Raw genomic sequence first — 18,860 nt, 5'->3', positions numbered from 1 at the left:
GCTTTTTCTATTCATTTCCCATCATCATGGCATAGTGCTGATCTTGTTCCATGATTTCGAAGATTTCTTTAAATGCTCGTAGGCAAGTTTGTGCATCCATTGCTTCATCGATAAAGTGCCCATCAACGATGGTGTTCTTTGTGGCTGCTAGATATGACAACATTGATTGAATCAGATAGTATCGTTCGTCAACCGCATCATTGCCATCAGCATCCACAATTTGGAATTTGTGTTTATTCTCAACCAAAATCTTATCCCGAATGGAGTTTCCATCGTAACAGCACATCTGGATGAAGTAATGGTCCAGTATCTGGTGGATGACGTGTGTGACTGAGACAGATGAAACATTTTGCAATTTGCTCAAATCCCTCAATTCAGCCCACAAGGCGTGGTAGCCATTTTGAACAGGGTCAACATTGTAAGCTTTTGATTTTCCTTGCAGGTCAGTTTCTTCTCGATAGTAGAGTTTGACGTGAGAATTATTGTCAACTTTACTGATAAGGAAGAAGGATACGGAATCCCAGTATCTTGTCATGTTGCTAGTGACTTCATTGTGGAAGTAGGTATTATGGGTCAAGATAAAAATCTGTTTGATGTAATTGTCTTGAGATATGCTGTTCTGCCTGTTAAGGCTACCATTATTCCGGCAAATATCTACCATACCACGAACCAGAGCGCTGACGATGAATAATGCACCACTGTCCATACTTGAAACCGGGTCATCAATCACGACAATTTTATCTTCCCTTGTGCCATCATCCTTCTGGCTACCATGAACTAACTGGTAGAAGTAGAGGAAGGAAATGAAATTTCGCTCGCCTTCGCTAAGGTTTTCAGCGACTTGTCCATTATGGCGGACAACCTCATAAACGTTTGTGACGCCTTCTTTTGGTCGGATTGAGAAGCCTTGAAAGCCAGAATCACGGAGCAAGGCATTCATGCTATCTACTGCATCAGTCGTGTTAATACTTTGCTTGTTGAGTTCAGCAAGTTTTGCTTTGACTTTGTTCCCTTGAGCAACGATTCCAGTTAATTCCTCGTTGAAAGAATTAATCTCTGCATCAAATGTTGCCATGTTCTCATGGTAGGCATCGACCTGTGGCTTGAGAGTGGCATAAATCAATTCCCAAATTTTTATGGTGCACTCTTTTTTCTTGGCAGTCTTCCCAGCAACAATCTCATTGTTATTCTTGATTTGTTGGTTGGAGCTTGTTATCAGACCGTTAATTTCATCAATGATTGAATCAGTATCAGTTAAAGTGACGGTCGAGCTAGGCTCTTTAATCTTGTCATTAATTTTGATGAGATTGTCATTGGCTAAGGATTTAAGAAGTTCTAGCTTGTCCTTATATTCAGTAAGGTCTAGTTTCGAATAACTCGTTAAAGCATTTGAATCCAAAATACCAATCATTGTTGAAAGACCATGTTGATATTGAGTCTTGAAATTCTTCACGGCATTCAAGTCAGATTGGTACTGGTCATCAAATATGGATGAGATTTGTTCTTCAAAATCATCTGGAAGTGCTTGCTGGCAATACGGGCATTGACCATCAGTGCTCTTAAAGTGCTCATGTCCGTGTCGAACCCAGTCGTTTGTTTGATATCTCTTCACAAATTCAGCAAAAGTAGAGTTACTGCTACTGACAATTGATTTTTCAAGTAAAGGTGATGTGGCGGCCAACATTGAAAAGACCAAACGTTGCTGCCGTTATGCAGTTGACAATAATTGTATGCCAATTGCTCCGCACCTGATGTACCCGCAGTTTGTGGACGAAGCCACTGAGCGTCAATTGGCTATTCATATGGACTTAGTCCTCCTTGGCAAATGCGAGGAGGTCTGGGTCATTGGTAATAAGCTCTCCAAGGGCATGGCGATTGAGTTGGAACAAGCTAAGTGGTGGGGCAAGCATATCCGTTACTTTGACGATGACGATGAGATGAAGGAGGTTTCCCATGATTAATTTCACGCTTTATACGGCTAAATCAGTCGGAAACTCCAAGACCAGTGTGTTCCCTAATAAGTACGTGGTCTCCGACAAGGCGAGTTTCCAACAAGCCGTCCAGTTCGACCACGTCATGTAAATTATCAACATAAAAATTCGGCTATCATCTTATTAATATCATGTATAATCAAAGATATTAAATATAAAGGAGAAACATCGTGAAGCAAACCAATAAAGAGCAAGAAGAGGTATCGTTAGAACCACCAACACTCAATAATAAGAAAGGTTTCCATGATGACTTTCTCGATAACTACTACGCCGAGTATTCTCGCTGTTACATCATCAAGGGAAATGTTGTTCCTAAAAAACGTTCAGACTGGTGGAAACATGACCAAGTTACAACAACCGAATCAGTTACGAAAGAAAGATCGTACGACTGGCCTGAGTAACTTAAATATAAGTTCAGCGGACCAAGTTTAACGTTTCTAAACTATTTACATCGAGATCACTTTAGTGGCCACCTGTCGTACCTCACCACCATTTAGTTATCGATTTAGGAAATACCAAAACACTCACGACCTGCCGCACTCCCTTGACTACTAGCTAGTTGAAGATTTTAACTCAACTTATTCTGCTCAATCCAATTAATAAAAGTCGTGGTTGCTGGATTGATGGCTTTTCCTTTAGTAACCACACCATAGCCAATCTCGCTACTTTCCCTAATTGGCAGAGCACTAACTAGCTCATCCTTTTGCGGAAATCCTGCTAGTTTAATGAACGGTAGGATACAGATACCAAGGGCGGTCTTCGCCATCGCCAATTCTTCTAAATAATTGTTTGCATAATAAATCGTGGAGTTTGAACAAAGCTCCGCGATTTTTTGTTGCAATTCTTTTTGTTGCGGTGAGCATTGACTCTCGAGCAGGAAGATCAGATTGTGATAATCAAGGCTTCTGATGGAAAGCTCTGTTCTAATCGCCAGAGGTTCGTTATTAGCAATAATTGCCGCAAATTTGCCTTCAGCAAATAGATGGAAGTAGGCGTTCGTAGCAACATCATCGGCAGTCTGAATAGCTGCATCAATAACTTTATTTGCAAGCGCATGTTCCAGTTCATCGTGGGTGAAGTACCGAATTGAGATTTTAATTTCGGGGTACAGTCGGTTGAAGTCCCTAATCACCCATGGCATCACCGTATTATCTAATGGTGTGCCAAGCATTCCAAGGACCAAATTGGTTTTCTCAGCTGTATCTAAATTCTTCACCGTCTGCAGCATATCCTCGAAATTAATGAGTAGTTTGATGCTTGAACCGTAGAATGATTGCCCCGGTCGTGTTAGGACAACGCGGTGTGTATCGCGTGTGAATAATTTAATACCGAGTTCGTTCTCGAGTGAGTTAACCGACTGCGAGACTGCCGACTGTGATAAGTGCATGTCTTTGGCCGTTCTGCTGAAGTTGAGCGTTTCTGCTGTGTGGATAAATATCTTTAACTGTTCCAGATTCATACTCTACCTGCCTGTAATAAGTTTATCTGATAAGCAATGCTGATTTCAGTTTACCACGAACCTGTGAAAATAGTAACATGAACAATGTAAGCGATATCAGGAGGTGGAATGATGCAAATTTCAGCAATAAAAGATTTCGTTTGGCATGGTGTATTCGATGTCATTGTAATTGGCTTTGGTGGAGCTGGCGCAACTTCCGCCAGATTTGCTGCCGATCAAGGCAGTAAAGTCCTTCTCTTAGATGTAGCGCCTGCAGGACATGAGGGTGGTAACACACGATACTGTGGGCAGTTGATTGGTGGTACAAAGGACGCAGCCAATTTTCAATGCTATTACGAACACTTAGCTGCACCTTTTAAACTCGATCAGGAATTAATCACGACTTTTACCAAAGGTGTTAGTGAGATGGAGAACTACCTAAGTCGTTACCTCTCCGTTACACCGTTTAGTTTCCAGGCACATCGGAACCATGAGACAGTTCAATCGGTTGCCGCAGACTTCCCGGATTATCCTGAATACCCCGGCGCCGACGCCTATGACCTCTTCACGGTTCATGCAGGTAGAACAATTGAAGATGGCGCCTTTTGGACACAGCTACGTGCCAAAGTGTTGGAGCGACTCGACCGGATTACGATTTGGTATTCATCCCGTGCTATCCACTTGATGCAAGATGAGACAGGTGCAGTTGCGGGTGTTCAGGTTGAGCGCAGTGGTCGCCGCCTTAATTTATTTGCGCGGCAGGGTGTCGTCTTGACAGCTGGTGGGTTTGAGAATGATCAGACCAAGATTCAAGATAACTTAGGTATCCCACAAATTGTTCCAATGGGAACTCTCTATAATCGTGGAGATAGTATTCGACTGAGCCAGGAAGTGGGTGCCGATCAATGGCATAACACTATCTATAATTCCGGTGGTATTTATCATGGACTGACTTATGCGGTATCCGGAGGTGAACGGGGAAGGTTGACTTATACCTGGCCCGAGTTGTATACAGGCAGTGTCTTCGTAATTGGTGCCGATGGAACAAGATACTTTAACGAGGCAGAGCATTCGCGTGCTGGATACCTCTTCCGTCATGGTGCAGGACGCCATCCCACACAAACTACCCACTCATGGATTATCTTTGATGAGCACCAATTGGCAAAAATAAATACAGTTGATGATGAACAACTACACGATGCATTGAGTAGTGCTAAGGTAGCTGAGTCTGCCGCAAAGCTCGCAGAACAGCTGGGAATTGATCCGATAACATTGAGTCAGACAATCCGGGAGTTCAATGAACAGGCCACACTTGGTCATGATTATGCCTATGGTCGGTCGAACGATACAATGGCACCACTTTCTGGGCAACTTCATGCAGTTAAATTACAACCAGCAATTCTGAACACCCAGGGTGGTCCAAGAAGAAATGAACAGGCTCAGATTCTTAATAGCCATAATCAACCAATTCCACGCCTATATGGCGCAGGAGAAGCAGGCTCTATCACAGTAAACCAGTATCAAGCTGGTCAGGATTTAGCCGAACTGCTGATTTTTGGCAAAATTGCCGGTGATAATGTCGCCCAACTATCAAGGAGAGAAATCAATGAGCCAGTACGGGATGCTGGTGGCCTACTAGAAAGCGATGAGGTTGAGAAACAGTATGAGACGGGGCCGAATCAATACTTAGGAGTAAGTACCAACGGTATGGGCAATAAATTGGTGGTACGCGTCACGGTTGAACCGGTATCAAGCAGAATTATGGACGTCGAGGTTCTTGAGCAGTCGGAAACTGAAAATATTGGTCAATCAGCCTTGCAGATATTACCCAAGGAGGTCGTTGCCAAGAATAGCGCGGACGTTGACGGTGTGACTGGAGCAAGTACAACAGTGACAGCCTTCAAGGAGGCCGTTGGGGCAGCATTAGAACAGGTAGTTCAAAAGACAGAAAAGGAGAATTGAAAAATGACTGAATATCGAGCAACATCAAAAGGTTTTCATAATGAAATTACTGCAGTTGTAAATGTTGAAGACGGAAAACTTACATCGGTTCGGGCTGAAAATGTGTCAGATAGGACAATTGGTGCGGTTGGAATCGAAACGTGGTTGAACAAAGCTAACGCGGAAGGCTCTGTTGAAGTAGATGCGATTTCTGGTGCAAGTATCTCAACCGGTGCATTGCGTAGTGCTGCTCAGGCTGCTTTTGCCAGTGCAACTGGGCAAGAGACCGATGCGGTGAGTGGTGCCAGCCAGCAACAAGTTGGTACAAAAACCGGGCGTCCGGCTCCCGCTAACTATCCGTTGCTGAAGAGTAGAGTTTATAGTAAAGATGTTAACTATATCGGTTCATATGATGTGATTGTGGTTGGTTCTGGAGGTGCGGGACTAGCTGCCGCAGCGACCGCTGCAGAGAATAACGCGCAAGTGTTAGTCATTGAGAAAGCGGGAATTGCTGGTGGGACCACAAATTACTCCGGTGGTGTCCTGCAGGCCGCAGGTACTAAATGGCAGAAGGAGTTCACGAAGGACGAATCCGATACTCCCGAACGACACGAAGCTGAATACATGAAGACGGGTGAAGGCAGGCTATACCGTGACCTTGTACATGATTTCACACAAAATGCGCCAGCAAATATGGAATGGCTAGCTAAGATGGGTGTGCAATGGACTGGCGTTTATGGTCACACAACAATTCCATATGCGACTGAAGATTTTGCCGAGAGAATTCATATCTCGGATAATGGTGGTGGCGCAGGTGATGGCATTATGCTGACGCAGCATCTACTTAAGTATGCCCTAAGTTTAGGTGCACAAATTCGCTATAATACTGCTGTTATTGGTTTAATTGAAGCAGATGAGCATAATCATGCTGTCACGGGAGTTGTGGTTTCAGATGGTCGAAACTTGGAGTATCTTGAGGCTAGACGAGGCGTTGTACTCGCCACTGCCTCGGTTGATCAAAACGTTGAGCTTGCTAAAGATTTAAGTCCTCAGCACTATGCTGATGTCAGTGCGCATCGTTGTTGGAGTGTGAAAACCGATCGCGGTGACGGAATCGTTCTTGGCATGAAGTTAGGTGCTGCTGTAACTGGCTTCGGTGGAACTATCGACTTCGATGCACGCACTGGTAACGGGACAAATAATCAGATACCGACGATTCCTTCAATCTTCGTCAACGGGAATGGCCTTCGATTTGTTAATGAAGAAGCTACTTATGCTTACGTTTTCCGTGAGATTTTTAACGAAGAGAAGAAATTGAATAAGCCGACTTACCAAATATTCGGTCGCAATGCGTTGGAGGAACCCGCTAGCCCGTTTAAGAGCGATACGATTGATGCGGATATCGAAAAAGGTCTAGTTGTTCAAGCTGAGAGTGTTGAAGATTTGGCTGAAAAGATTGGTATTCCTGCTACGAATCTAAAACGTAGTATTGATAACTGGAATGAAAATGTGGCGAACGGTCGTGATGGAGAATATCAACGTACCGTTGGTTTGGCGTCTATTTCTGGCCCATACTATGCCTACCGCAATACACCGGGCAACCTCGGCGCAATTGGTGGATTGAAGATTAATGTGAACTGTAATGTACTAGATTTATTTAACCAGCCAATCACAGGACTGTATGCTGCTGGCCTCAATGCGGGTGGTTGGATAGGTTCATATTACCCCGGCTCAGGCACGGCTATTGGCGGTATTATTCATCAAGGTCGAAGAGCGGCTAAATCCATCCTTGGTCTAAACTAAGTTAAAGAAACTGGCAAAATTTGTCAGTTTTTTTTGTTTTCCCACTAATCCAACACTTCCTCTCATCCCAACGACCAAACAACTCTTTATTCGTAATCTGTATTTGCCTCATGATAATAACCAACAGCAAAATATTGAATATTTAAAGTGGAATAAGTTGATGCCAATTACTTCGGCTTCATTGAAGTATACATTTGACATTGATAATATCGACAAGCCGAGTGCAAGCAGTGAGATTGGGATGCTGATTGAAGAAGAGTATTTCTATCGGTTTGGTCTTGAAACGAGCAATCGGGTAAGTGAGATTTATTATTCAAAATGTCTGCATTCAGTGATCCTCGGTGATGGCGATTCTATTGGTAAGCTAGATTGGGCAAAACCGCTCTTTGCTTATGCCAATAAACATCATTTGCGGCCTACCGGTAAGTTACTCACATCGTTAATTTTTGTTAACATTGATCAAGTTACGGGTAAGACAGTTTGTTGTGATGAGGTTTGGTTGCCGTTAAAATAAGTTAATAGTTAAGTTGGTTCTAAGACACTAAATGAATGTTTTAGAACCGTTTTTGTAGGTATATATTTACAAAATTTTATATGCAAATATAACGTTCAAAAAAACGCTTGCAAATTAATGGGGAAGAAGTATACTGAATTCATAAAGAAATTAGGGGGTGTTTTATTGAACTGTGATAATTTAGATCCAAAAGTCGCCGCTTTGTGGGCAAAAAAAGGAACGTCTTCAACTGGTGAACCCGTGTGGCTCCCCCTGCTTGCTCATCTCATCGATACTGCCAATGTCATCAACGCACTCTATAATCATTGTCTTAGTGATGGGCAACGTGCATTACTTGTATCTGACGGTCAGGATGAGGAATCCGTACGGCAGACAATCCAATTCATCGGTTTTATACATGACTTAGGAAAGGCTACCGCCGTTTTTGAGCGAAAACAATCATACGACCACAATGCTGAATTAGACCAAGCTGTATTGGAGCATTTAATCAGAGCTGGTTTTACTGGACTAGATACTGCGGTAATTGCTCATAAGAACGAATCACCTCATGCACGTGCTGGCGAAGCGCTATTAGAAAAATTTGGCGTATCCAGCACTATTGGCGCAATTATTGGCGGTCATCACGGGAAACCTGAAAAAGGACCACCTAAAAATGACATTTGTGATTTCACAGCTAATTATTTTCAAGATGATGGCAATAAATTGATTCAACAAAAGTGGCAAGATGTTCAGAAAGAGATCTTGGAGTTTGGTTTGAATTATGTTGGACTGAATAGTGTGCAGGAATTGGCTGATTTTTCGCAGAAGCAATCCGTTATCGTTGAGGGACTGCTTATTATGGCTGACTGGTTGGCCTCAAGTGAGTATTTGGAAAATAATCGCTCTGACCATCCACTATTTCCGCTAATCGCTGTGGATGAAACTATTGCCAATATCGACTTTGATACTCGATTCAAGAATGCTTGGTTAGCCTGGACCACAACTGATGAACCAATCTTACAACAGATAAAAACGAGCAATGATCCATATTTTGATTTTTGGCACTTCCATGCTCGTAAATTCCAGACTCTTGTTACGGAAGCAATTGATAAAGCTGTTGATCCGAGTCTTGTAATTATCGAGGCACCGATGGGAGCTGGGAAAACAGAAATTTCTCTGGTTGCTGCACAACAGTTGGCATTTCGTCAAGGCGAAATGGGCTTATATTATGGATTACCTACCCAAGCTACGTCCAATGCGATGTTTGAGCGAATAAAGGATTGGCTTGACCAGCAGAGTAAAAAAAGCGGTCTGAAAAATTCAATTAAGTTAATGCATGGGCGAGCTGAGTTTAATGAATCATATCGTGCACTACCTAATGCGACCGGTGTTGATAATCAATCTGGAGCGGTGGTTAATAGTTGGTTCAGCGGAAAGAAGTCAATTCTTGATGAATATGTTGTTGGAACAATTGATAACCTGCTTCTTTTTGCACTCAAGCAAAAGCACCTTGCACTGCGTCACCTGGGTATGAGCAGAAAGGTGGTGGTAATTGATGAAGTCCATGCTTATGATACCTACATGAATGTTTACCTTGACAGAGCACTTGAGTGGCTTGGTGCCTATCACGTCCCTGTTGTGATGCTTTCTGCTACGCTACCCGCAGCAAGAAGAAGAGACTTGGTTTTGAAGTATTACAAAGGAAGATTTGGTGCCAAAAAATATCTTGAGGAGAAAGAAGCTACCAATAGCTGGCAAAAAAATATTGCTTATCCCTTGGTCACGTTGCTTGATGGTGATAGAGTTCAACAATTTAGCGAAACGCCTACACCGGAACAGCGAAAGCAAGTTGAAGTTGAGTTGATGAGTGATGAGCTGGCAGATTTAGTATCCTCCGTTCTTGAAAAGACAGCGGATGGCGGAGTTGTGGGTGTGATTGTCAATACCGTTGCAAGAGCACAAGCAATAGGATATGAACTAGATGGTAAGGCCCCAACTTTGGTTCTCCATTCAGCATTTGTTGCGACCGAACGGACAAAAATTGAAAATGAACTGCTGGAAAAGATTGGCAAAAATGGTCAAAGACCTGAAAAGCTCGTAATCATTGGGACTCAGGTGCTGGAGCAGTCTTTGGACATAGACTTTGACATTCTGTACACCGACTTGGCGCCAATGGATCTAATTCTTCAACGCGTTGGCCGCCTACAGAGACATCAAAATAAACGTCCTAAACAACTAAGCACACCACAATTAGTTGTGATGGATGGAAGCTTTAGTCACTTAGGAGAATTTAATGAGGGATCTGAGGCTATCTATGGACGATATCTATTAATGAAAACAAGGTATTATCTGCCACAGGTCCTTAATATACCTGCGGATATTCCGCGGTTAACACAGCTAGTTTACGATGAAGTGGATGATGCATTGAATGGGGAGATTGATGGCCTACAGGAAGCTAAGAAAAAAGAGGCTCAGGTGTCAGCCGAATTAGAAAAAAAGGCCGGGGTATATCCAATTGATCCACCTAGTTATGTTAGAAATAAATCTATTCACGGCTGGCTTGATAATCCTAAAGCTATCTTTGATGATGAAATGGCTAGCCGGTCGGTGAGAAATATCGTGCAAGATTCAATTGAAGTTTTAGTTCTCAAGAAAGATAGTGAGGGTCAAATTTTCTTGTTGGATGGGACAAAGATTGTGAATGAAAACTTGCATATCCAAGCCAAAGCTATTGCCATGCAGATTCTTCGTCTCACGGTTTCTTCATATAAAATAATTGATACTATCAAAATTTTAGAGAAATTCACGAGAAGCCAGTTTCCTGATTGGGCGGATAATAAATGGCTACGTGGAGCATTAGCTATTGTTTTAGATGAACAAAACGAAGTCGAAGTGGGGGGGGTTAGGTATCGTTATTCAACAAAGTTTGGCTTAACAAAGGAGAGAATAAATGGATAGGAAATCATATAATCTTTTAACCGAGCCATGGATTAAGGTGTTAGCAAAAGATTCAGGCGACACGGTTAGTGTCTCGTTGATTGATGTATTACAAAACGCACGTCAGTACGAGAGGCTCGCTGGTGAAATGCGGGTACAAGATTTTGCCATCATGCGAATTTTACTTGCTATATTGACAACAGTGTATTCGCGGTTTGATGCACAAGGAGAGGGCTACAACTGGCTTGACTACGATTCGAATGGTTATCAAGTTACTAGGGTGAAAATCTTTGAGGACGATCAACGTCAAGAACTACTTGATTCCTGGAACCAGACGTTTACCAGCGGTAGTTTTAGCCGAAAAGTATTTGATTATCTGAATGAATACAGTAATCGTTTTGACTTCTTGGGCGAACATCCTTTTATGCAGGTAACACATGATGAATATAATAGTCTTGTTTCTGCTGACAAGAAGATAGAAAAAGGTAGTGGACAAGTTTTAATTAAACAAATCAATCGTTCTATTTCCGAAAGTGGTAATACATCATTCGTCTTCTCCCCAAAAAGTAATGATGAAAAGGATAAAATCGATTTGCCAGAGTTGGTTAGATGGGTGATTACTTATCAAGGCTTAACGGGAGTGACAGACAAAACGAAGGTCCAGTCTAAGGAAAAATATTCAATCAGCCCTGGCTGGCTGTTTCAAATCAGTCCGGTTTTTATTCGCGGATCAGACTTATTTCAAACTCTTATGCTTAATTTGCTTTTGTTTAACCCAAACCACCAAGGTGAATTTAATTTACAAAAACCGATTTGGGAAGAAACGAATTTACTCAGTTACGCAGAGTTGCGCTTATCAAATATTTTTCCAAATGATATTGCTGGACTATATACTTCTCTTTCGCGAATGCTACACATTAGTTGGAAAGATGAAGGTCCACAAATCTTTAGTGCTGGACTACCTAAGCTTGATATCGAACAAAATCCATTTGAGCCAATGACGACCTGGAAGAAAAACAAGGATAAGAAAAGGAACATCGATTTTGTGCCAGCAGTCAAGAGTAAGTGGTCAATCAGCAAGGCTATGTGGAGAGATTTTGGTCAATATGTTGGAACTGACTACAGCGGAAATGAGGTAGAGCCGGGTATAATTGCTTGGTTACGACAATTAAAAAATAACGGTTATATCGATGATTCGTTTCACGTCAATGTTAGTTCGGTTTCGTTTATTAATGACGGAAACGCAACTTCACAATTACCGGTGGAAGAGATTCATGGAGAATTATCTCTTTATGCGGATGTTTTGTTCGATGATGATATTGCTGGAAGGTGGACTGTACGCATCGAAAAAATAGTTGAACAGATTGAAAATGTCGGCAAAATGTACTATGGATTTTTGTCCAATATTAATGGACTCGAGGGCGGCAAGGGACAAGCTTCAGACCATGAAATGGGTCAATTCTACGATCTTCTGAACCAACCCTTTGAAAGTTGGTTGAACAATATTCATGCTGATGATAATCGAGATATGAAAGAACTAGAGTGGCGCAAAACACTCTGGGAGCTTGTCCAAAACTTGGCAAAATCACAAATGGATTCTGCTACATCAAAGGTTATCAGAGGAAAAGTGGAAGATCAGGTTCAAACAAATATTTTTACTATATACAACTCTTTTATGCGAAGAGTATGGAATTCGTTAGAATTGGAGGTGTTTAAGAATGCCAAATAAGATTAGAAATAAAGCAGATAGGATTATCACGGCAATTCAAGCCGACGCAAAACCAGACAAGGGGGCGCTTGCGGCGCTCAGGACGTCAAAATCAATTACTGATCCTGGAGCTACAGTTGTCTGGCCTTACATTCTTGCAAACCTTGACGAACAAGATTTGAGCAGAACAGGCACGCCTACACGAGAAGAAATAGCTGTTTATACCGCGATTCGTCTCTATGCTATTTACCAACAAGGTGTAGAACAGTTACTCTATACTCCTTATTACAAACGTAATGATGGGGACAAAACACTAACGTTGTTTCAGGCAATGGCAGGAATTCAGAATGCTGGAGATGATTCTACAGCTTTGAGACGGCAAATTACTCAGGTCCTAGCTACGACGAATTTTGAAACAACAATCAATTCTTTGACACGACTTGTAGGTGTGTTGAAGGGTAAAAAAACGGGTGCTGTTGTAGATTTTGCACAATTAGCGGAAGATATATTTTGGTATCAAACAGGCTATAAATCTGCAAATAAAGTCCGTTTGCAGTGGGGGCAAGATTTTTATCGTAGTTTTGATCAGCTAGAAAAGATGACAAATCAGGAGGAAAATAACAATGCAAAATAAGAATCTTTATATCGATATTCACGTGCTACAAAGCGTACCTGCAGCAAACATTAACCGTGACGACGCAGGATCGCCAAAGACAGTTTATTATGGTGGAACATTACGATCACGAGTATCTTCTCAGAGTTGGAAGAACGCGATGCGAGCAGATTTTAATCTAAATCCGTTAAGCGATAACCTGGGAATTAGATCAAAAAAGGTTCTGGCAAGACTAGCTAAGTTACTTGTGGATCAAAAAGCGGATATTTCGTTAGAAGATGCTCAAAAAATGGCCGAAAAGGCATTGGACACCATTGGAGTTAAAAAATCAACTGACACACTTTTGTTCATTAGCCAGTGGCAGTTGAACAACTTGGTCAAACTGATCTTGAGTGAAGAGGGATTAGAGCAATTTGACAAGAAGGAATTGAAGAAAGCCTTCATGGAAAATAATTCATTGGATTTGGCTCTTTTTGGGAGAATGGTTGCAACAAACCCAGAATTAAATGTCGAAGGTGCATCTCAGGTAGCCCATGCCTTTTCGACACACGAAATAGTACCGGAGTTTGATTTTTATACTGGTAGAGACGATCTGCAGGAAGAAAACAACGCCGGAGCTGGTATGATGGGGACAATTGAGTATAATTCTTCGACTCTTTATCGCTATGCTAATGTAAACGTCAGAGAACTGAGTGAAAATCTTCAAGGAGAACAACTTACGGAGAGTATTGAAAAATTCGTGCAGAGCTTCATATTGTCGATGCCAACCGGTAAACAAAATAGTTATGCCAATAAAACTCTTCCTAATTACGTGTTGGTCACTATTCGTGATGATACACCTGTTAATCTTGCCTCAGCATTTGAAGAACCTGTTAAATCAAAATCTGGTTATCTGACTCAATCAATTAAAAAATTGGAGCAAGAGTTTACTGAGACTGAAGCTTTTGTGGATAAACCAGTTAAAACCCTTGTGTTAACGACAAAGGAATCTTCAATTTCGCAAAGAACTAATAGTTTAAATGAGTTATTGAATCAAGTAGCTCAAACGATTGTAGAGGTAGGTAGCTATGAAGACAGTAACAATTAGGTTGGCTGGTCTTTTACAATCATATGGTAGTGAAGCAAATTTCAATTACAGAACGACACTCGGTTATCCGTCTAAAAGTGCGGTAATTGGAATGATTGCAGCTGCTTTTGGCTATGAGCGCGATAATCCGGCTATTAATAGATTAAATAATCTGGCTTTTGCCGTTAGAATAGATCAGCCAGGACGAGCATTACAGGACTTTCAGATGGTTCATATGCAAAAAGGTAAGCAAATTCAATCAAAAATAACTTATCGAGACTATCTACAAGATGCTGTTTTCGTGGTGGCTATTGGTAGTGAAGATTCTGAATTGATTGAAAAAATCCAATATTCGTTGAGACATCCAAGATTCTCGTTATTTCTTGGCCGACGGGCGAACGTTCCTGGTGGTATGTTGCAAACCAAAGTGTATGAAGATACAACACCAATTAATATACTTGATAGTCTTCAATGGCAGGCTGCCAAGTGGTTTCAAAAAAAGCAAAAAAAGCAAGATAAAGTTCAAGTTGATATCGTCGCTGATGCGAACCTTTTACCGGATCAAAGATACTATCTTCAAAAGGATAAAGTTGTTTCTTTTTCTCAAAAGAGTCGCCAATTTGAGTTTCGGAGAATTGCGGAGAAGTCGATTGAGTTGATAAATCCTCAATTTGAGAAGCTGGGTTGGGATACGGAACACGACATCATGAATTTTTTATAGTAGGAGGTGAAATAGATGTATTTATCAAGGGTACAAGTTGATACGAATAACCGCAGAAAACTAAAAACTTTAACACACCTTGGCGCTTACCACAATTGGGTTGAACAAGCTTTTCCAAATGAGGTGGCAAATGGTGAGCGAGGAAGACATCTATGGCGAATTGATCGTCTTAAAGGTGATGAATATCTCCTTGTATTGAGCGAAGAAAAGCCTGATTTAAATTTGTTGGAATGCTTTGGTAAAAAGGGAACTGCAGAGAGTAAAAATTATGATTCATTCCTTAACAGCATCGTTAATGGACAATCTGCGTATTTTCGTTTAACTGCTAATCCGACAATTTCAATTCCTAAACCGGGACAACCTAGAGGTACAGTATACCCTATTTTAGCTAATGCTAAACAGAGAGCCTGGCTTATCAAAAAATCAGATTCAAATGGTTTTAAACTAAATGATGATCCTTTGGGAGATTACGCATTTGATGTTGTTGAACGTGAATTTTCAAATCTTTATCACGGTCACAATAATAAAGTACGGATCAGTCGTGTAACCTTTGAAGGCCTACTAACAGTCACGGATGCAGAAAAGTTTAAGCTAGCGTTAACAAAGGGTATTGGGCGTGAGAAAGCTTACGGTATGGGATTGTTGACAATTATTCCGGAGGCATAAACATGGTCGAAATCGGTCGTAAGAAGCCAAATGTTAGTGAACTTAGTAGAATTAGTGATCGTGTAAGTTTTTTATATCTCGAACATGTGAAAATTAACCGAAGAGATAATGCAATTCTAGTTACTGATGAACAAGCAACAGTCTTAGTTCCTGCAGCAATCATCAGCGTTCTGCTTTTGGGGCCAGGAGTTGACGTTACTCATAGGGCTATGGAGCTGATTGGAGATTTGGGAGCCAGTGTTGTCTGGGTTGGTGAGCGTGGTGTTCGGCAATACGCGCATGGAAGAGCGCTCTCACATTCAACTGTTTTGCTGCAAGAACAGGCACGGTTAGTCTCTAATAGTAAGATGAGGGTTTCTGTTGCACGAAAGATGTACCAACTCCGCTTTCCAAATGAAGATGTATCTAAACTGACCATGCAGGAACTGCGCGGAAAAGAAGGTGCAAGAGTTCGCAAAATATATGCAAATTCATCCAAGACGACTGGTGTAGCTTGGGATAAAAGACAATATAATCCCGATGATTTTACATCTGGAACTCCGATAAATCAGGCTTTGACTGCAGCAAATGTTGCGCTCTACGGGTTAAGCTACAGCGTCGTGGCGGCCTTGGGATTGTCACCTGGATTGGGATTTGTGCATACTGGCAATGATTTATCATTTATCTATGATTTTGCGGATTTATATAAAGGAGAGTATTCCATTCCAATTGCTTTCAATGTAGTTAAGAATCTTCAACCAGATGATGATATCGGGCGCATCACTAGGTTGGCAATGAGGGATGCGTTTGTTGATGGTAAACTAATGGTGAGGATGGTAAAAGACCTTAAGTACTTGTTTAACACCAAGGAGATAGAGAGGATTGAGTCTGATGTTCTTAACCTTTGGGACGACAAGGAAGGTTTACAGAAGTTTGGTGTGGCTTACGATTTGAGAACGGAGGATTAGTTGATGATTGTTATTACGTTAACGAGCGTTCCTCCGGCCTTGCGTGGTGAGTTATCTAAGTGGTGTCAAGAAATCCAGGTAGGAATTTTTGTTGGCAATCCTAGTGCGAGAATTCGTGATTTATTGTGGGACAAAATAGTAGATAATGTAGGACAGGGACGAGCGACAATGGCATTTAATGCACGCAATGAATTTGGTTATCAATTCCGAACTACCAATCGCTACTATGAAGTTAGAGATTATGATGGGATTCCATTACTTGTCAAGGTTAAAGATGCTACCCCTCTTATCAAAGTGGGCTATAGTGATGCCGCAAAATTTAGGCGTGCAGCAAAGTTTTCAAAGCAAAAACAACGTAGTGAGCCACCAGACGTTTCGTTTGTGGCAATTGATATTGAGACAACTGGTCTAGAACCTGATACTGATAAGATTATTGCTATTGGTATGGTCAAGATTAATCACGGTGTTGCTGACAATCCAAAACAAATTCTAATTAAAATTGACGAGCCACTCTCAGATGAAATAATTAAATTAACTGGATATACAAACAAATGGTTGGAGACTGAAGGAGTTGATATTGTTAGCGCATTAAGTAGATTTGTAGATACTGTTGAAAATTTACCAATTATCGGATTCAATGTAAACTTCGATATCAATTTTATCAACAAAAATTTGATTGAAAATGGTATGTTGAAAGTAGAAAATGAAATTACTGATTTGAGAACAGTGGTGAAGAAAAATGAACTGTTTTTGAATAATTATCGGTTAGAGACAGTTCTGGCAAAATATGGTATTGAAAATATTAACCCACATCATGCGGAATCAGATGCGCTGGCAACGGCAAAGCTTGCGGATCAACTCATAAAAAATAGTTTACTATATTTTTAGAATGTTGATTTATAAGGGATCTTTTAGTGTTTTCCCCGCACAGGCGGGGGTGATCCTATTGCAAAGACCGCTACTGAAGCGCGGCCGGTGTTTTCCCCGCACAGGCGGGGGTGATCCTGTTGTAAAAGCTAACGCCGTTAATAGGTTAGAGTTTTCCCCGCACAGGCGGGGGTGATCCCGGCGCCGGCTACTATGTATACTTTGAACCGTTGTTTTCCCCGCACAGGCGGGGGTGATCCCGGTAGACCAAGTTATTATTTTGGTGAAAAAGGGTTTTCCCCGCACAGGCGGGGGTGATCCCGCGGTAGGCCGTGCTAGGTATGACAACGGCGCGTTTTCCCCGCACAGGCGGGGGTGATCCTCTCATAGTGCCCGTTTTTCTTATATATTGCTTGTTTTCCCCGCACAGGCGGGGGTGATCCTCTCCACCACTCGCTTAAACTTCGTCTCATCACGTTTTCCCCGCACAGGCGGGGGTGATCCCACTAAAAGCAGTCCCGGTACCATAAGATATTGGTTTTCCCCGCACAGGCGGGGGTGATCCTTGTATTATATAAATATAGAAGAGAGCAGGAGAGTTTTCCCCGCACAGGCGGGGGTGATCCCCATTCCTCCAAAACGAAAAATGGTCGGAGTTCGTTTTCCCCGCACAGGCGGGGGTGATCCTACATGGTTTTCACAAACTCATACATTGTTCTCGTTTTCCCCGCACAGGCGGGGGTGATCCTATGTTACGCCATCATCAATATCATCAGGGAACGTTTTCCCCGCACAGGCGGGGGTGATCCTAGTAAGGGCATCGTCAGAGCTCGCAAAGATGGGTTTTCCCCGCACAGGCGGGGGTGATCCTCTTTTTAGCCAATTGCACTTGCGTAATGCGTTGTTTTCCCCGCACAGGCGGGGGTGATCCTCAACATTAACCTTAATCTTTGTCATTTAAAGCGTTTTCCCCGCACAGGCGGGGGTGATCCCACTCAGGAGTACCTAATAAAACAGATTAGTCCGTTTTCCCCGCACAGGCGGGGGTGATCCTTATCCACGGGCGTTGCGTTGTCATCAGGATTAGTTTTCCCCGCACAGGCGGGGGTGATCCCAGGCTTGTTATTTAAGGGGGTTGGTTGGCTATGTTTTCCCCGCACAGGCGGGGGTGATCCTACTGATTTGTCTTGTGGCGTTATCAGCGTTGCGTTTTCCCCGCACAGGCGGGGGTGATCCTTTATCAAAGAGGTACCCACAAAGAGAGGATGAGTTTTCCCCGCACAGGCGGGGGTGATCCTTAAAAAGGCAAACCTCAATCTGGAGGTTAAAAGTTTTCCCCGCACAGGCGGGGGTGATCCTAATTTCTGTCAAACAATTTATATTAGTTGTTGGTTTTCCCCGCACAGGCGGGGGTGATCCTTCATGAGGGTGTAGACCGTTCGACAGTCAATGGTTTTCCCCGCACAGGCGGGGGTGATCCTCATTTCATCTTGGCAGGCTCTGCAGGCTTGATGTTTTCCCCGCACAGGCGGGGGTGATCCTTGTCTTCCCCCCTTGGCGTAATTTTGAAGTTTGTTTTCCCCGCACAGGCGGGGGTGATCCTGCCGCATCGACATCTACCTTGTTTTGCGTAATGTTTTCCCCGCACAGGCGGGGGTGATCCCACTAG

At 42.4% G+C, this 18,860-nt stretch carries 16 protein-coding genes and 1 CRISPR repeat array; of the genes, 14 read left to right on the top strand and 2 right to left on the bottom strand.

Annotated features, from left to right (window positions below):
• Positions 1 to 7 precede the first annotated feature (7 nt).
• Positions 8 to 1,684, bottom strand: a complete 1,677-nt coding sequence (locus FC62_RS04680; protein WP_082611602.1) for an AAA family ATPase — start codon at positions 1,682 to 1,684, stop codon at positions 8 to 10.
• On the opposite strand from FC62_RS04680, the gene FC62_RS04675 reads away from it, so the two are divergent.
• The 3 genes from FC62_RS04675 (at position 1,671) to FC62_RS04670 (ending at position 2,392) form a co-directional block, all read left to right on the top strand.
• Positions 1,671 to 1,961 (top strand): DUF7768 domain-containing protein, encoded by a 291-nt coding sequence (locus FC62_RS04675; protein WP_307722784.1) that lies wholly within the window; start codon positions 1,671 to 1,673, stop codon positions 1,959 to 1,961. The two genes, FC62_RS04680 and FC62_RS04675, sit on opposite strands and share 14 nt — an antisense overlap.
• Positions 1,954 to 2,082, top strand: coding sequence for a hypothetical protein (locus tag FC62_RS08460; protein ID WP_255313981.1), 129 nt, complete (start codon positions 1,954 to 1,956; stop codon positions 2,080 to 2,082). Before FC62_RS04675 ends, FC62_RS08460 begins: the two co-directional genes overlap by 8 nt.
• 79 nt (positions 2,083 to 2,161) lie before the next feature.
• On the top strand, positions 2,162 to 2,392 hold the full coding sequence (locus tag FC62_RS04670) for a hypothetical protein (RefSeq protein WP_056947175.1): 231 nt from the start codon (positions 2,162 to 2,164) through the stop codon (positions 2,390 to 2,392).
• A gap of 167 nt (positions 2,393 to 2,559) precedes the next feature.
• Here the strand turns inward: FC62_RS04670 and FC62_RS04665 are convergent, their stop codons facing one another.
• The gene (locus tag FC62_RS04665; protein ID WP_056947171.1) at positions 2,560 to 3,450 is read right to left on the bottom strand and encodes a LysR family transcriptional regulator; all 891 of its coding nucleotides are present in this window, start codon (positions 3,448 to 3,450) and stop codon (positions 2,560 to 2,562) included.
• A 108-nt stretch (positions 3,451 to 3,558) separates the two neighbouring features.
• Between FC62_RS04665 and FC62_RS04660 the strand changes: the two genes are divergently transcribed.
• The 11 genes from FC62_RS04660 to cas2e all read left to right on the top strand — a co-directional run bounded on the left by FC62_RS04660 (position 3,559) and on the right by cas2e (position 17,212).
• Positions 3,559 to 5,391 (top strand): FAD-dependent oxidoreductase, encoded by a 1,833-nt coding sequence (locus tag FC62_RS04660; protein ID WP_075362809.1) that lies wholly within the window; start codon positions 3,559 to 3,561, stop codon positions 5,389 to 5,391.
• Positions 5,392 to 5,394: 3 nt separating this feature from the next.
• Complete coding sequence (locus FC62_RS04655) at positions 5,395 to 7,173, top strand: FAD-dependent oxidoreductase (protein ID WP_056947165.1); 1,779 nt, start codon at positions 5,395 to 5,397, stop codon at positions 7,171 to 7,173.
• 157 nt (positions 7,174 to 7,330) lie between these two features.
• A complete protein-coding gene (locus FC62_RS04650) occupies positions 7,331 to 7,687 on the top strand; it encodes a hypothetical protein (RefSeq protein WP_156849157.1) in 357 nt (118 codons plus the stop codon).
• 165 nt (positions 7,688 to 7,852) lie between these two features.
• A complete protein-coding gene (locus FC62_RS04645) occupies positions 7,853 to 10,624 on the top strand; it encodes a CRISPR-associated helicase/endonuclease Cas3 (RefSeq protein WP_056947163.1) in 2,772 nt (923 codons plus the stop codon).
• A complete protein-coding gene (locus tag FC62_RS04640) occupies positions 10,617 to 12,332 on the top strand; it encodes a type I-E CRISPR-associated protein Cse1/CasA (protein ID WP_056947160.1) in 1,716 nt (571 codons plus the stop codon). Before FC62_RS04645 ends, FC62_RS04640 begins: the two co-directional genes overlap by 8 nt.
• A complete protein-coding gene (gene casB, locus FC62_RS04635; protein WP_056947158.1) occupies positions 12,322 to 12,945 on the top strand; it encodes a type I-E CRISPR-associated protein Cse2/CasB in 624 nt (207 codons plus the stop codon). The genes FC62_RS04640 and casB overlap by 11 nt, the downstream gene beginning before the upstream one ends.
• A complete protein-coding gene (gene cas7e, locus FC62_RS04630) occupies positions 12,935 to 14,011 on the top strand; it encodes a type I-E CRISPR-associated protein Cas7/Cse4/CasC (RefSeq protein WP_056947156.1) in 1,077 nt (358 codons plus the stop codon). Before casB ends, cas7e begins: the two co-directional genes overlap by 11 nt.
• A complete protein-coding gene (gene cas5e / locus FC62_RS04625) occupies positions 13,992 to 14,711 on the top strand; it encodes a type I-E CRISPR-associated protein Cas5/CasD (protein WP_056947152.1) in 720 nt (239 codons plus the stop codon). Before cas7e ends, cas5e begins: the two co-directional genes overlap by 20 nt.
• Positions 14,712 to 14,726: 15 nt before the next feature.
• A complete protein-coding gene (gene cas6e / locus FC62_RS04620) occupies positions 14,727 to 15,377 on the top strand; it encodes a type I-E CRISPR-associated protein Cas6/Cse3/CasE (protein WP_056947149.1) in 651 nt (216 codons plus the stop codon).
• Between the two features lie 2 nt (positions 15,378 to 15,379).
• Complete coding sequence (cas1e, locus tag FC62_RS04615) at positions 15,380 to 16,324, top strand: type I-E CRISPR-associated endonuclease Cas1e (RefSeq protein ID WP_054745649.1); 945 nt, start codon at positions 15,380 to 15,382, stop codon at positions 16,322 to 16,324.
• A 3-nt stretch (positions 16,325 to 16,327) separates the two neighbouring features.
• Positions 16,328 to 17,212 (top strand): type I-E CRISPR-associated endoribonuclease Cas2e, encoded by an 885-nt coding sequence (cas2e, locus tag FC62_RS04610; RefSeq protein ID WP_056947146.1) that lies wholly within the window; start codon positions 16,328 to 16,330, stop codon positions 17,210 to 17,212.
• 28 nt (positions 17,213 to 17,240) lie between these two features.
• Positions 17,241 to 18,854: a CRISPR direct-repeat array (repeat unit 28 nt; unit sequence GTTTTCCCCGCACAGGCGGGGGTGATCC).
• Positions 18,855 to 18,860: the final 6 nt, after the last annotated feature.

It is taken from the genome of Amylolactobacillus amylotrophicus DSM 20534, from assembly GCF_001434555.1.
Classification (GTDB): Bacteria; Bacillota; Bacilli; order Lactobacillales; family Lactobacillaceae; genus Amylolactobacillus; species Amylolactobacillus amylophilus.
Note: the sequence above shows the minus strand (reverse complement) of the source record. Positions and strands in the feature narration are given on the sequence as shown.

Excerpts from the sequence above, each read along its gene's own strand:
- cas6e (WP_056947149.1), top strand. The coding sequence starts at position 14,727 with ATGTATTTATCAAGGGTACAAGTTGATACGAATAACCGCAGAAAACTA.
- cas1e (WP_054745649.1), top strand. The coding sequence starts at position 15,380 with ATGGTCGAAATCGGTCGTAAGAAGCCAAATGTTAGTGAACTTAGTAGA.
- FC62_RS04680 (WP_082611602.1), bottom strand. The coding sequence starts at position 1,684 with ATGTTGGCCGCCACATCACCTTTACTTGAAAAATCAATTGTCAGTAGC.
- casB (WP_056947158.1), top strand. The coding sequence starts at position 12,322 with ATGCCAAATAAGATTAGAAATAAAGCAGATAGGATTATCACGGCAATT.
- FC62_RS04655 (WP_056947165.1), top strand. The coding sequence starts at position 5,395 with ATGACTGAATATCGAGCAACATCAAAAGGTTTTCATAATGAAATTACT.
- FC62_RS04665 (WP_056947171.1), bottom strand. The coding sequence starts at position 3,450 with ATGAATCTGGAACAGTTAAAGATATTTATCCACACAGCAGAAACGCTC.
- cas7e (WP_056947156.1), top strand. The coding sequence starts at position 12,935 with ATGCAAAATAAGAATCTTTATATCGATATTCACGTGCTACAAAGCGTA.
- FC62_RS04660 (WP_075362809.1), top strand. The coding sequence starts at position 3,559 with ATGATGCAAATTTCAGCAATAAAAGATTTCGTTTGGCATGGTGTATTC.
- cas5e (WP_056947152.1), top strand. The coding sequence starts at position 13,992 with ATGAAGACAGTAACAATTAGGTTGGCTGGTCTTTTACAATCATATGGT.
- cas2e (WP_056947146.1), top strand. The coding sequence starts at position 16,328 with ATGATTGTTATTACGTTAACGAGCGTTCCTCCGGCCTTGCGTGGTGAG.
- FC62_RS04640 (WP_056947160.1), top strand. The coding sequence starts at position 10,617 with ATGGATAGGAAATCATATAATCTTTTAACCGAGCCATGGATTAAGGTG.
- FC62_RS08460 (WP_255313981.1), top strand. The coding sequence starts at position 1,954 with ATGATTAATTTCACGCTTTATACGGCTAAATCAGTCGGAAACTCCAAG.